General features: G+C 62.1%; 12 protein-coding genes. 6 read left to right on the top strand and 6 right to left on the bottom strand.

Translation table 11 applies throughout. The features are described from left to right. Both AB8A23_RS09990 and AB8A23_RS09985 read right to left on the bottom strand, forming a co-directional pair. Positions 1-1,524 (bottom strand): permease, encoded by a 1,524-nt coding sequence (locus AB8A23_RS09990; protein WP_120287068.1) that lies wholly within the window; start codon positions 1,522-1,524, stop codon positions 1-3. After that, the gene (locus tag AB8A23_RS09985; RefSeq protein WP_439060543.1) at positions 1,521-2,309 is read right to left on the bottom strand and encodes an ABC transporter ATP-binding protein; all 789 of its coding nucleotides are present in this window, start codon (positions 2,307-2,309) and stop codon (positions 1,521-1,523) included. Before AB8A23_RS09985 ends, AB8A23_RS09990 begins: the two co-directional genes overlap by 4 nt. A 225-nt stretch (positions 2,310-2,534) precedes the next feature. Between AB8A23_RS09985 and AB8A23_RS09980 the strand changes: the two genes are divergently transcribed. The 4 genes from AB8A23_RS09980 (at position 2,535) to AB8A23_RS09965 (ending at position 8,022) form a co-directional block, all read left to right on the top strand. Beyond that, positions 2,535-3,230: a Crp/Fnr family transcriptional regulator gene (locus AB8A23_RS09980; protein WP_120287070.1), complete on the top strand. Its 696-nt coding sequence runs from the start codon at positions 2,535-2,537 to the stop codon at positions 3,228-3,230. A gap of 125 nt (positions 3,231-3,355) precedes the next feature. Further along, positions 3,356-3,697, top strand: a complete 342-nt coding sequence (locus AB8A23_RS09975; RefSeq protein WP_439059827.1) for a response regulator — start codon at positions 3,356-3,358, stop codon at positions 3,695-3,697. Between the two features lie 194 nt (positions 3,698-3,891). Continuing rightward, complete coding sequence (locus AB8A23_RS09970) at positions 3,892-5,853, top strand: methyl-accepting chemotaxis protein (RefSeq protein ID WP_120287996.1); 1,962 nt, start codon at positions 3,892-3,894, stop codon at positions 5,851-5,853. Between the two features lie 90 nt (positions 5,854-5,943). Beyond that, positions 5,944-8,022, top strand: a complete 2,079-nt coding sequence (locus tag AB8A23_RS09965; protein ID WP_120287072.1) for an ATP-dependent helicase — start codon at positions 5,944-5,946, stop codon at positions 8,020-8,022. Here the strand turns inward: AB8A23_RS09965 and AB8A23_RS09960 are convergent. Beyond that, complete coding sequence (locus AB8A23_RS09960) at positions 8,019-8,930, bottom strand: LysR family transcriptional regulator (protein ID WP_120287073.1); 912 nt, start codon at positions 8,928-8,930, stop codon at positions 8,019-8,021. The two genes, AB8A23_RS09965 and AB8A23_RS09960, sit on opposite strands and share 4 nt — an antisense overlap. Before the next feature lie 128 nt (positions 8,931-9,058). Here AB8A23_RS09960 and AB8A23_RS09955 point away from each other — a divergent pair, with 128 nt between their 5' ends. Further along, entirely contained in the window at positions 9,059-10,000 is a 942-nt protein-coding gene (locus AB8A23_RS09955) for a ring-cleaving dioxygenase (protein WP_120287074.1), read from the top strand. Next, positions 9,997-10,635, top strand: coding sequence for an alpha/beta hydrolase (locus tag AB8A23_RS09950; RefSeq protein ID WP_120287075.1), 639 nt, complete (start codon positions 9,997-9,999; stop codon positions 10,633-10,635). Before AB8A23_RS09955 ends, AB8A23_RS09950 begins: the two co-directional genes overlap by 4 nt. Positions 10,636-10,809: 174 nt before the next feature. On the opposite strand, the gene AB8A23_RS09945 is transcribed toward AB8A23_RS09950, so the two are convergent. The 3 genes from AB8A23_RS09945 to AB8A23_RS09935 form a co-directional block, all read right to left on the bottom strand. Continuing rightward, positions 10,810-12,507: a thiamine pyrophosphate-binding protein gene (locus AB8A23_RS09945; protein ID WP_158596717.1), complete on the bottom strand. Its 1,698-nt coding sequence runs from the start codon at positions 12,505-12,507 to the stop codon at positions 10,810-10,812. Positions 12,508-12,715: 208 nt separating this feature from the next. After that, positions 12,716-13,039 carry a hypothetical protein gene (locus AB8A23_RS09940; RefSeq protein WP_199711962.1) on the bottom strand — a complete coding sequence of 108 codons (324 nt, stop codon included), beginning with the start codon at positions 13,037-13,039 and terminating at the stop codon, positions 12,716-12,718. Positions 13,040-13,180: 141 nt separating this feature from the next. Continuing rightward, positions 13,181-14,188: a class 1 fructose-bisphosphatase gene (locus AB8A23_RS09935; RefSeq protein ID WP_120287077.1), complete on the bottom strand. Its 1,008-nt coding sequence runs from the start codon at positions 14,186-14,188 to the stop codon at positions 13,181-13,183. Positions 14,189-14,238 lie beyond the last annotated feature (50 nt).

Raw genomic sequence — 14,238 nt, 5'->3', positions numbered from 1 at the left:
TCAGGTCCTGACAGGACTGATCTTCCACGTCAGCGCCATGAGACCTGCCGTCATGGCACCCGAGATCACCGAGGCAATCGGCAGCACCAGTGCCAGCGCCGCTGTCGCAGCCCAGCCGATCGACGAGAAAGCTTCGGCGAAGGTCGCAATGCGCGATGACGTCTGACGTCGCCTGAACTGGCTGCGCCGCGCCTGCACCCTGAACCAGAGCTGGATGGCGGTAGCCGATCCCGCGGCCACGACGGTCGCCAGCGCTGTCACTGCCGCCAGCCGCGGCGAGACCAGCGCGAGACCCACGACCATCGGCGTGAACACGACAGCTATGATGACCAGCACGACTTCGATCTTGGCCGTGATGATCGTGTTTGCCAGAAGCGGCGCGGTTGTGACCAGATCCGCAGCGTCCTCACCGGAGATCGTCAGCCAGGCTAAGCCGCCGGCGAGCTGACCCGCGGCCATCACGATCACCGGCGCCAGCACGATGAACGCGCCTGCCCCCTCGCCGAAACTGCGCCACAGCATCAGGGCTGGCGGTAACAGATACAGCAGCTGCATCAGAGTTTGCGAGACCAGCCACGGATCGCGCCACAACAGGATAAACTCCTTGCGGCGCAAGGCGTTACGTCGAGAGCCCGGTCGAAACCGTCTTGCGACTTTCTTGCGTCGAACTTGCGCCAATGGCACGGCACTGGCCACGTAGTTGCTGAAGCGCGGCGAGAAGATTGCCATGGCGCTTCCCAGCAGGATCAACCCGGCCGCCAGCAGCGGCACCAGTGCTGCGATATCGCCAAGCATCGCGCACGCGGGCCACCACACCACGCTGTCCGCCGCCGGCGCAAAGGCGGCTGCGGCATCGGAGGTCAGTACGGCAAAACGCGACAGCGTGCCGTAAGAGAGAATCGCCGCAACCTGCAATGCGATCACGAAACCTGCGCCAGTGACCGCCGAAATGATCTGTGCAACCAGCCGCGTCTTGGCAGGGCCGCAGAGCTGAAACAATCCGACAGTGATGGCGATAGCGCACGCAGACGCCGACAGGCCCATGGCAATGACGACAGCATAGGCGGAGAACCAGCGTGCACCGCCGCCGATCACCAGTACGTTGACAAAAGGCGTCGCCAGCAACATCGCCATCAGGGTCACCGTCAATGCGATGGCTGCGATGCGGACGGAGAACAGGTTGGTGAGCGGCGCCGGCGACGACATGATGAGATCGAGATCGGCGCGCGCGTAGAATACGCGGGTGACGGACTCGATGGCCTGCGACAGAACGAGCGCCCAGGCGAGGAAGATACTCGCCGTGATCACAATGGCCGTCGATTGATCGAGCGGCGTCTGCACATCTGCGAAACGGCCGACCACCGCATAAGCCGGCAGATGCAGGAAGATCACGAAGACAATCAGCAGAAGCGAAATGCTGCGCGGACGCCAGCGACGGCCCGCCGTGAGCATGCCCAGCATTTCGCGCCATGCCAGCCGGACTTCATGGCCGGCAAACCACATCACGCTGGCGGATGGTGTCATGCGGCAACCGGCGCGCCGTCCACCAGCGCCACGAACATGTCCTCGAGGCTGGTGTCGCCCTGTCCGTTCTGCTGACGCAATTCGGCAAGCGTACCTTCGGCGATCAGCCTGCCTGCGGCGATCACGCCGATCCGGTCGGCCATGCGCTCGGCAACTTCGAGAATATGCGTGGTCATGATTACCGTGCAGCCGGAGCGCACGCGATCCTGCAGCAGGCCTTTGACATGACGCGCCGACACGGCATCGAGCCCGGTCAAAGGTTCGTCGAGAATGATCAGCCGGGGCTCATGCACCAACGCGCCGGCCAGCGCCACCTTCTGGCGCATGCCCTTGGAGAAGCCTTCGCATCGCTCATGCAGATGTGGACCAAGACCTAACGATGCCAACAGTGCATGCGACGTGCGCTCGGCCGTTTCAGCATCGCAGCCCCATAGACCGGCAACGAATTCGAGATATTCGAGCGGCGTCAGCTTGTCATAGATCATCGGCTCATCGGACACCCAGGCCATGATCTGCTTTGCCGCAACGGGATCGGCGAGCGCGTCGATACCAAGTATGGACACCGATCCTGAATCGGGGCGCAGCAATCCCGCGACCATGCGCAATGTCGTCGTCTTGCCGGCTCCGTTGGCGCCCAGCAGCGCATAGAACTCGCCAGCACGAACCGTGAGATCGAGTCCGTCGACAGCTGGCCGATCGAAACGTTTCGTTAACCCTCGCAATTCGAGAGCAGCGTGTGTTGCGGACATGACAGACGATCTGCGCGTTAAGTTGCGTAGCAACATGGAGGGAAGTTGTTTCAAGGCAGTGAATCCGATGACGTAACTACGCCGCCTCACGCGCCTGGTGGTATCTATATGCACATCGGGATTGATGACCCCATCAATCCTCCCACTCACGCATGTGCGTTTTGATCTCTTATGCCGGCAATTTAACTAGATCTGGCGGGAACAATACAACCCTGAATAGATTTACGCTGACCTGCAAAGATCGATCTCCGGAGATTCGCGATGACACGGCTAGCTGCCTTGAAGGTTCCTGCTGTAGCCGAGTTCGATGCGCCGTATTTTCTGACCTGTCCCGGCATCGGAAGGGTTACGACCGACTACAAGAAAAACCAGAACATCTTTTGTCAGGGTGAGACGGCAGATTCTGTTTGCTACATCCTGAGCGGACGTATCAAGCTCACGGTCCTGTCCGAACAAGGCAAGGAAGCCGTCGTCGGCCTGCTCGAACCCGGACAGTTCCTGGGTGAGGGTTGCCTGAATGGTCATCCGCTGCGCACCGTCACAACGACGGCGATGGAAGACTGCACCATCGTCACCATCAACAAGTCGGTGATGCTCGCCCATCTGCGCGACGAGCCCGCTTTCGCAGAATTCTTCGTCGCCTATCTTCTGTCGCGCAACAACCGCATCGAAGAAGATCTGATCGATCAGTTGTTCAATTCAAGCGAGAAGCGCCTCGCGCGCCTGTTGCTGATCCTCGCTCACTATGGCGAGGGAGGCGCCAGCCATCCCATCGATATCGACATCAGTCAGGAAATGCTGGCGGAGATGATCGGCACTACGCGTTCGCGCGTCAGCTTCTTCATGAACAAGTTTCGCAAGCTCGGCTTCGTCAGCTATGACGGACATATTCAGGTCCACAGATCGCTGCTCGATGCGGCGTTTAACGAGAAGCCACATTTGCAACGTGGCATGTAGCGATGCGTGCGTAACCAGACAACCATGCTCCGCACTGGCGCGACGGCATCCGGGGGACCGGCAGATGGCAAGCATCCTGATCGTCGACGATGACAAGGTCGTTCAGATCTTCACCAAATTGATGCTTGAGCGCGAAGGCCACCGCGTCACCTGCGCGAGTGACGGCCCGCGCGCGCCACATTCTCCGCAACGCCGATTTCGATCTGCTCATCATCGATATCTTCATGCCCGGGATGAACGGGCTGGAGACGATGAAGCTGGCGCATCGGTGCCGCCCGGAGATCCCGATCATCGTCATGTCAGGTCACGCGGCCTCACCGGCAGGCGCGTTCGCGCCCGATTTTCTCGCGATGTCCACCGAGCTCGGCGCCGTCTGTCGCCTCCAGAAGCCCCTCAAATCGGCGGTTCTTCTCTCGCACGTGGACCGGTGCCTTGCGCCGGGGAATGGCTCGTCTCGGCTCCACTAGTATCGTCGCACATTCGATCACGACCGATGCTGGCATCGCCCGAAGCCAAAATCTGCTGCGGCATAATGGAATCATGATACCAGGATACCTACACATCAGAGGTAATTAAGGGCTCCTTCACTCGGCTTCCCTATTTTCACGTGGAATTTCGGTGCCGCAGCAAAATTGCTTGTCGCGGTCCAAGGGGCATGTCGATGCAAGCATTCAATTCTATTTCAGCACGTATGATTGTCGCCATCACGCTCGTCGCTGCCGGATCGTGCGGCGCGCTCGCTGCCTTCAGCATGTGGCAGCAACAGGCGATCATCGACACAGCCCTTAGTCGTGAAGCGCATGATGACTACGCCAATCTCACGGCAGCGCTGAATGCCGAAACGCGCACGCTGCTCGCAGTTGCCGAGTCGATCGCGTCGTCACAGCCGATCAAGGACGCCATCAAGGCGAACGATCGTGCCAGTGCGCTCGCGAATCTGAAGGAGGCCCATCAGCGTATCAAGCCGCGCGGCCTCGAACTGATCACCATTCAAACACCGCCGGCCATCAGCTTCGCCCGCATCCACAATCCCGGCACCTTCGGAGACAACGTTTCCGAACGCCGCAAGATGGTGGTGCAGGCGATGACCAGCAAGAAGTCGGTCGGCGGCATCGAGCCCGGCCGTGATGCGCTCAACGTCTTTGGCGTAGCACCGGCGATGGATGGTGATACCATTCTCGGCACGATCGATGTCGGCGCTCCGTTCGGCAAGACTTTCGTCGACACCATGAAGTCGCGTTTCGGTGTCGATGTCGGCATTCACCAGATCGACGGCCAGGCCGGCAAGACGCTGGCGTCCACCCTGAAGTCGGCTGCTCCGGGTGTCGATATGCTGCGTCGCGCGCTTGCCGGCGAAGTTGTGACCCAATATGGCGAACTCGACAACAAGCCCGTTGCCACGACCTTCGGCGCAATCAAGAGCTTTTCGGGCGACAACATCGCCGTCTTCGAAATCACCCGTGATACCAGCGGATATCACAGCCTGATGCGATCCTCGCTGAATTGGCTGGCCATCATTTCTGCCTGCGTGCTGCTGCTCGCCGGTGCCATCGCAACCTTCATGGGCCGCTCGATGGCGAAGCCGATCCGCGCACTCGAAACTGCGATGCGGACCATTGCGGGCGGTAATCACACGATCGCGGTGCCGGGTGCAGGCCGCAAGGACGAGATCGGCTCGATGGCCGGCGCCGTCGAAATCTTCAAGACCGGGCTGATCGAAACCGAGCAGCTGCGGGCCGCCCAGGAAGAGCAGCGCGAGCGCGCCCAGCTTGATCGCCGCGACACCATGAGTGCTCTCGCCTCGCGCTTCGAGGGCAGCGTTGGTACCGTAGTCACCGCCGTCGGTTCGGCTGCCGGCGAACTCCGCAACACCGCGCAATCGATGGCGGCCACCGCCGAGGAATCCACCCGGCAGACCGCAGCTGTCGCGGCAGCATCCGAGGAGGCCACGCAGAGCGCTCAGGCAGTCGCCGCTGCTATCGAGGAGCTCAACGCCTCGATCAGCGAGATCGCACAGCAGGTCAACGAATCTGCCCGCGTCGCCGGCGATGCGGTATCGCAGGCCAACGTCACCAATAGCGAAGTGCAGAGCCTTGCGGAGGCCGCGCAGAAGATCGGTGACGTCGTCAAGCTGATTAGCGAGATCGCTGCGCAAACCAACCTGCTCGCACTCAATGCCACCATCGAAGCGGCCCGCGCAGGTGAAGCCGGCCGCGGCTTCGCCGTCGTCGCTTCCGAAGTGAAGGCACTGGCCACCCAGACGTCGAAGGCAACGGACGAAATCTCGGCACAGGTCGGCGCGATTCAGAGTGCCACGAAGCTCTCGGTGGGTTCGATCCAAAGCATTACCTCGACCATCGGCCGCGTCAGCGAGATCGCAAGCGCCATCGCCGCCGCCGTCGAGGAACAGGGCGCAGCCACGCTCGAAATCGCCCGCAACGTCGCCGAAGCCGCCCGCGGCACCGGCGAGGTCTCGCAAAACATTGCCGGCGTCAATGACGCCGCCCGCGAGACCGGCCTCGCCGCGTCGCGCGTGGTGGAGTCGGCCGCGGACCTGTCACGCAACGGCGAAGACCTCCGCACGCAGGTCGATGTGTTCCTCCGCGAAGTGCGGGCGGCGTAATTCTTCCAGCGGCGCGCTTCGGCACGCCGCTCTTCCATTGCGAACAAAGCGGGAATCAGCGAGCGTGATTCGTCACCTCGGATACACGCCTTGCTCGCTCAAGCCTCTTATCTCGACGCCCTCAATCCAGAACAACGCCGTGCCGTCGAGCATGGCGTGTTCCCGCATGGGAACAGCATCACGTCTGCTCCGCTGTTGGTCATCGCCGGTGCCGGTTCCGGCAAGACCAACACCCTCGCCCATCGCGTGGCGCATCTGCTCGTCAACGGCGCCGATCCGCGCCGCATCCTGCTGATGACCTTCTCACGGCGCGCGGCCAGCGAGATGAGCCGCCGCGTCGAGCGCATCGCGCGCCAAGTGATGGGCGACAATACCGGCGTCATGACCGATGCGCTGGCCTGGGCTGGCACATTCCATGGCATCGGCGCGCGGCTCCTGCGGGACTATGCCGAACAAATCGGACTCGATCCCGGTTTCACCATTCACGACCGCGAGGATTCCGCCGACCTGATGAATCTGGTCCGGCACGAACTCGGCTTCTCCAAAACCGAGACGCGCTTCCCGACAAAAGGCACATGCCTCGCGATCTATTCCCGCTGCGTGAATTCCGAGACCGAACTCGATCAGGTGCTCGGCGCATCCTATCCGTGGTGCGCGGCGTGGTCAGCCGAGCTGCGCGAGCTGTTCGCCAGCTATGTCGAAGCCAAGCAGAAGCAGAACGTGCTCGATTACGACGACCTGCTTCTGTACTGGGCGCAGATGGCGAGCGAACCGCTACTGGCTAGCGATATCGGCGGTCGCTTCGATCACGTGCTCGTGGACGAATATCAGGACACTAATCGCCTGCAATCGGCGATCCTGATGGCTTTGAAGCCCAACGGGGCGGGCCTCACCGTTGTCGGCGATGACGCGCAGTCGATCTATTCGTTTCGCGCCGCCACAGTGCGCAACATTCTCGATTTTCCCAGGCAGTTCAGCCCACCCGCGCAAATCATCACGCTCGACCGCAACTATCGATCCACGCAACCGATCCTGGCAGCGGCCAATGGCGTGATCGATCTTGCGCGCGAGCGCTTCACCAAAAATCTCTGGACCGACCGCGTCTCCTCCGCCAAGCCGCAACTCGTCACCATCCGGGACGAGACCGATCAGGCCCGCGCCATCGTCGCGCGCGTGCTCGACAATCGCGAAGGCGGCATGAAGCTGAAGGAACAGGCCGTGCTGTTCCGGACGTCGTCGCACAGCGGATCACTCGAAGTGGAGCTGACGCGGCGGAACATTCCATTCGTCAAATTCGGCGGCCTGAAATTTCTCGACGCCGCGCATGTGAAGGACATACTGGCGCTGCTGCGTTTCGTGGAGAACCCACGTGACCGGGTCGCCGGTTTCCGGCTGATGCAATTGCTACCCGGTGTGGGGCCAGCTTCCGCACAGCGCGCGCTGGATCACATGATCGCGGCACCCGATCCGATCGACGCCCTCGCTCACGCGCCGGCCCCACCCCGCGCAGCAGCCGACTGGCGCGGCTTTGTCGAGGTCATCAGCGAGATCAAGTCACGCCGTGCGGGCTGGCCCGCCGAACTGGAACTGGCGCGACGCTGGTATGAGCCGCATCTCGATCGCATTCACGAGGATTCGCTGACGCGCCGCGCCGATCTTATCCAGCTCGAAGCGATCGCGTCAGGCTATCCGTCGCGCGAACGTTTTCTCACTGAACTCACGCTCGATCCGCCGGACGCGACCAGCGATCAGTCCGGCGTGCCGCTGCTCGATGAAGACTATCTGATCCTCTCGACGATCCACTCCGCCAAAGGGCAGGAATGGAAATCGGTCTATGTGCTCAATGTGGTCGATGGCTGCATGCCGTCGGATTTGGGCACCGGGACATCAGCGGAGATCGAGGAAGAGCGCCGGCTGCTTTATGTGGCGATGACGCGCGCCAAGGACGATCTGCATCTGATGGTACCGCAGCGTTTCTTCACCCACGGCCAGCACGCACAAGGTGACCGCCACGTCTATGCGTCACGCACCCGCTTCATTCCGGAAGCGCTGCTCGGCCTGTTCGAACGCACGACCTGGCCGCAGGTGGCTGCGGCAGATCCGGCGCGCGCGGCAGCACAGGGTGTGCGCATGGACATCAATTCGCGGATGCGTGCGATCTGGCGCTAGAGCTTCTCATCCCACTCCGGCACGCCGCTGAAGCGCGCCACCAGGAAATCGATGAACAGGCGCACCTTCACGGCAAGGTGCCGCGTCGGAGGATAGATCGCATAGAGCGTCAGCGGCGGCGCTTTGTAGGTATTGAGCACGCTGCGCAGAGCGCCCGCGCGCAATGCATCGCCGGCAATGAAGGTCGGCAGCAGCGCGACGCCCCTGCCCTTGATCGCGGCATCGCGCAGTACTTCAGCATTGTTGACGCAGAGCGTCCAGCTCGGCTGGATCCAGTGATCGTTGCCATCCCTGCCGGTCAGCTTCCACTGATTGCCCGTGAGCAGGAAGCCATAGGTCAGGAGCGCGTGGCTGCGCAGATCCTCCGGCAGCTTCGGCGTGCCGTATTGCTTGAGATAGTCCGGCGACGCGCAAACCGCGCGATCGATGGCGACGATTTTACGCGCGATGAGACTTGAAGACTCCAGATCGGCGATGCGAAGCGTCACGTCGAAACCGCCCTGCATCGGATCGACCTGATCGTCCGACAGCACGAGCTGGATCTGCAGCTCTGGGCACTGCGCCATGAAGTCGGCAATCGCCGGACCGAGTTGCAGCGTGCCGAACGACATCGGCGCATTGACGCGCAGCAGTCCGCGCGGCGTCGATTGCGCCTGCGCCACCGCCTGATCGGCGGCATCGAGATCGGCGAGGATACTCAGTGCCCGCTCGAAATAGGCCTGGCCGTTCTCGGTCGCGCTCGCGTGACGCGTGGTGCGGTTGAGCAATTGCACGCCGAGGTCCTGTTCGAGATCGCCGACATATTTCGAGATCGCCGAGCGCGACAGCCGCAGCTGCCGCCCTGCTTCGGAGAAGCTGCCGAGTTCGACGACTTTGACGAAGGCGCGCAGGCTGTTGAGCTTATCCATGGGGCATTCCTGACTGTCCCCAATTCATAGACAGTCATGTCACAAATGGCCAGATTGTCTTTGAACGGGGATGACCCAATTATCCCGGCAACGGAAGACGAGACGCCTTCCCAACCAGGAGACAGACCATGTCAGGCATCCACCATGTCACCGCAATCGCCGGTAATGCCTTGCGGAATTTCGATTTTTACACCCGCGCGCTGGGCATGCGCTTCGTCAAGAAGACCGTCAATTTCGACGATCCGGGCACCTACCACTTCTACTACGGCGATGAGACCGGCAAGCCGGGCACCATCCTGACCTTCTTCCCGTGGGAGCATGCGGCCCCCGGCCGTGGCGGCGTGGGCCAGACCCAGCAGACTTCGTTCCGGGTCCCTGCCCGCTCGCTCGGCTACTGGACGCATCGCTTCATCGAGAAGGGCATTGCCCATGAGGCGCTCGAAAAGCGCTTCGGCGAAGCCGTACTGCCCTTCACCGATCCGGACGGCATGAGCCTCGCTCTGGTCGGCGTTGCCGGCGCGGAGAATGAGCCCGGCTGGAGCAATGGCGACGTTCCGGCGGAGCACGCGATCCGCGGCTTCCATGGCGTGACGCTTCTGCTGGAGAAGGCCGAGAAGACCAGCGCGATCCTCATCGACGTGTTCGGCTTCAAGGAAACCGCGCGCGAAGGTTCGATCATCCGCCTGAGTGCCGACAGTGTCGAAGGCGGTATCGTCGATATCTATGAGGCCGGCGGTTTCCTGCCGGGTCGTCAGGGCCGTGGCTCGGTGCATCACATCGCCTTCCGCGCCGTCGATGACGCCGATCAACAGGTGATGGCCAACAAGCTGGTGAAGACCCACGGCCAGCAGCCGACGGAGCAGAAGGACCGTAACTACTTCCGCTCGGTCTATTTCCGCGAACCCGGCGGCGTGCTGTTCGAGATCGCCACCGACATCCCCGGCTTTGCCGTGGATGAGCCCGTCGAATCCCTCGGCGAGCATCTGAAACTGCCCGCGTTTCTCGAAAAGCATCGCGGCGAGATTGAGCGCGTGTTGCCGGCGCTCGACACTGAAAAGGTGACGTCATGAGTAACGACCTGTCCCACATTCATCGCTTCGCGCCGGGCAACCGGCGCGAGGCAACGCCGCTCCTGCTGCTGCATGGCACCGGCGGTGACGAAAGCGACCTGCTCCCGCTCGGCGAGGCGATTGCGCCGGGTGCAGCACTGCTCTCGCCCCGCGGTCAGGTGCTGGAACACGGCATGCCACGCTTCTTTCGCCGGCTCGCCGAAGGCGTGTTCGACGAGGACGACGTGGTCAGTCGCGCCAACGAGCTCGCGGACTTCATAGTCGAAGCCCGCAAGCGCTACGGGCTCAAAGCACCGATCGCGCTCGGCTATTCCAACGGCGCCAATATCGCCGCGGCAATGATGCTGTTACGCCCCGAGGCGCTGGCCGGCGGCATATTGTTGCGGGCGATGGTGCCGCTACGTGACGCGCCGATGGCAGATCTCGCAGCCAAGCCGGTACTGATCGTGTCGGGCCAATCCGACCCGATCATCCCGCCGAGCAATTCGCAACGGCTGGCTGTGATGCTGACAAAGGCGGGGGCCGATGTGCAGCATCGCACGTTGCCCGTCGGGCATCAGCTCTCGCAGGCAGATCTGACCATTGCGAAAGAATGGTTGGGGAATGTTGAAGCAACGAACCAAGCCGCGGCATAACCTCTCCCCGCCTGCGGGGAGAGGTCGAAGGCGAGCGCAGCGGAGCCTTCGGGTGAGGGGGAGTTAGTGGTTTGCGCTTAAGTGTATCATGCGCTCCCCCTCACCCGGCTTTCACGCGCTCCGCGCGCTTCAGCCGACCTCTCCCCGCCAAGCGGGGAGAGGTAAGAAGGCCAACTACAAGTTCGCGCCGCTGAACATCTCGCTATACCAATCCGCAATCAGCTTTGGATTGATGCGACCATCGACGATGAACACCCCCTGCGCGCCATCGGCAACCCAACGCTTTACCGCATCGAGATCGGCGAGCGTCCGCACAACAACGCCATCGGCGCCATATCCGCGCGCAATGGCCGCAAAATCGGTCACCGGAAATTGCGCCATACCCGCATTGTAGCCTTCCGGCCCGAAGTGATGCACCTCGGCGCTGTAGGCGCTGTCGTTATAGATGAAGATGCAGATGCGCTTCTTCAGCCGCACCGCGGTCTCAAGTTCCGCGATCGACATCAGAAAACCGCCATCGCCGACGGCCAGCACAGTCAGCCGCTCCGGCTGCGTCACTGCCGCACCGATCGCGCCGGCAAGGCCGAGACCGATGGACTGGAACGCAATCGGAATGCACCAACCCTTGTGGTCGGGCGCTGAAATATAGCGCGTCACCCAGCCGACAAAATGGCCGCCGTCGACAACGACCGTGCGATCCTTCGGCAGGATATCGTCCATCGCCTTGCTCAGCGTGCGCGGATCGATGTGGTCGGCAGTGCTGGTGTCGTCATAGGCCAGATTGTGGTTGCCCCTGGCAGTCATCACCGCGGCAACCGCTGGCGTGCGCCAGCCGGCCTCGCTGGGCGGCGTCTTATCAAACGCCTGCAACACGGCAGTGGCCACAGCCGATGCATCGCCTTCGAGCTCGAGATCGACCGGGCGATGCACGCCGATGCGGCCCTTCTCGACATCGATCTGCACGAGCTGAGCATAGTCCGAAATCAGCTTGCCCTTCTTCGTGGTCCACATGTTCAGCGACATGCCGAAAGCAAGGATCATGTCGCTCTGCGCGATCAGCTCAGCCGTTGCTTTCGAGGAGAAGCCTCCGGCCACGCCGAGATTCCACGGATGACCGGAAAACATCCCATGCGCCTGCAACGACGTCGCCAGCAACGCGCCAAGTTTGTCGGCCAGTTGAACCAGCAGCGGCTGCGCATCGGCCACGACAGCGCCATGACCCGCCAGAATCAGCGGTCGCTTCGATGTCCGGATCGTCGCAACAAGTTCATCCAGCTTCGCCGGATTGATCGTGACCCGCGGCATGATCGGCAAATGCTTCTTGCCCATCGTTGCCGTGACCGGCATCTCCTGCACATTGATCGGCAGGCTGAGCACGACCGGCTTGCGCTCGCGCAGAGCCACCGAGGCTGCTTTCCAGGTGTCGGCGTAAGCGCTCTGTGCATCGGTGATCTGACGCCACTCGCCGCCGACCGCGTGAACGAGTTCCGACTGATTGAAGGCAAATGCCGACTGCTTGTCGCCGAGCACAACGTCACCTGCGAGAACGAGCAAAGGCGTGTCGCTCTTGGCCGCTTCGCCGATGCCGGTGATCGCATTAGTCAAACCCGGCCCGGCCGTTACGCTGACGATGGTCAGGTCGCGCGTCAGACGCGCCGCCACATCGGCCATGCTTACCGCGCCGCCTTCGTGGCGCGCAGCGACAAACTCGACACCGAACTCGGTCAATCCGAGCGTCACCTTGAAATTTGCGCCCCCGACGAGGCCGAAACAGCGCTTGGCGCCGATGTCGGCGATCGCGCGTGCGACTTCGCGCCAGACGGTCGAGTTGGCTGGGGTGTGGTCGAGAACTGCAGCGGATGAGGATGTCATGAGGTCACTTTGCACCGATCGCGATCTCCTCGACATTCAAGGATCGGGCCAAAGTAGTTTAGGTCTAAAGGAATTGCCATATGTCGATCGCGCTGGCCCAATCACGTGATCGGGAGAGCGGAACAGACGCAAAAATGCCATCTGCGGTGATCCGCAGTGGCCAATTCCGCGCAGATACAGCCTTATTTGAGGGCAGATCGACGGGCGGCTACGCCCGTCCGGCGATCACCATGCTGTGCAGATCGTCGGCCATCTTCGGCGCAGCCGCGCCTTCAAGCGACGATCGCAGGGCCTCGATATCGGCATCCGGGACCGGGCGCCATCCGCAGGGGCACTGGCCGTCCTGATGGGCCGCCGCAACTTCGCGATAGGTCGAACCGATCGCGGTGGCCAGAAGACGCATCACCACATCGGGCGGCAGACGCGAACTGTCGAGCACGCGGCAGAACGTCGTCATGATGGCCTGGTTGAGATAGGTCTGTGCCGAATTCTCATCGGTGATATCGGAGACCTTGACCTGCTGCGGAAGCATGCGCGTATCCTTTGCGACCCCTGCGTTTGTCTAGGCCGCGGTCACGTCATGCTCAACCGGTTTCGGGTCGACTGGCCTTAGAAGCCCTCAAGCCTGTCATGTTTTGAATGGCTCAAAACAGGATGTATCGTGCGCACACCGCTATTCAGCTGCAGCCTGCGCTTGTCCCGCGCTGGCATCGAGATGCATGGCCTCGATACGTCTCACCTTGCTGATAGAACCCATGATCAGCGGCACGCGCTGATGGATCGCCGTCGGCGCGAGATCGAGAATACGCGCGCGGCCCGTGGTCGCACCGCCGCCGGCCTGTTCGACAATGAAGGCCATCGGATGCGCTTCATAGACAAGACGCAGCCGGCCATCGGCATAGCCCTTGCGCGCATCGGACGGATAGAGAAACACGCCGCCGCGGATCAGGATGCGATAGGCCTCGGCGACCAAGGCTGCGATCCAGCGCATATTGAAATTCTTGCCGCGCGGGCCATCGACGCCTGCGAGGCACTCTTCGACGAAGTCGCGCACCGGCGCTTCCCAGTGGCGATGGTTGGACGCATTGATGGCATATTCCGAGCACTCGGCCGGGATCTGCACGCGCTGGCGAATGCGCTTGTAGCTCCCAGCGGCGCGATCGAGCGTGAAGATTTCGACGCCATCACCAAGCGTGAGGACCAGCGATGTCTGCGGACCATAGACGACGAAGCCGGCAGCAATCTGCGCGCTGCCTTTTTGCGTGAATGGGATCGCGCCCTTCGACGTCGGCATGATCGAGAAGATCGTGCCCACCGTCATATTGGTTTCGATATTCGACGACCCATCGAGCGGGTCATAGGCAATGTCGAGCAAGCCGCCGTCGCGGATATCCGCCGTCTCGGCTTCCTCGGAGGCCAGCGCTGCCCACGACACTGATTTCAGTGCCGCGCGAACGATCTCATCGGCGCGGACATCGAGATCCTTCTGCACATCGCCATCGGCATTCTGCGCGCCCTGCGCCTCGCCGGTAATTCCGGCCAGCGCACCGCAGCCGATCAGGTCGGAGATTTCGATGGAGGCCTTGGCGAAGGCATCGACCGCAGCAGCCACGGCCAGCCGCAGCGGGTCCTGTCCGGCATAGTCAGCCGTATATCGGGACAGGGGCATGTGGTCGGTCATCGCAATCTCCGCAAAATACTGGGCTCCTTCTGGCACATGGCCGCGTCCGG

The organism is Tardiphaga sp. 619_E2_N8_4 (assembly GCF_051810905.1).
GTDB classification, from domain to species: domain Bacteria; phylum Pseudomonadota; class Alphaproteobacteria; order Rhizobiales; family Xanthobacteraceae; genus Tardiphaga; species Tardiphaga robiniae.
Note: the sequence above shows the minus strand (reverse complement) of the source record. Positions and strands in the feature narration are given on the sequence as shown.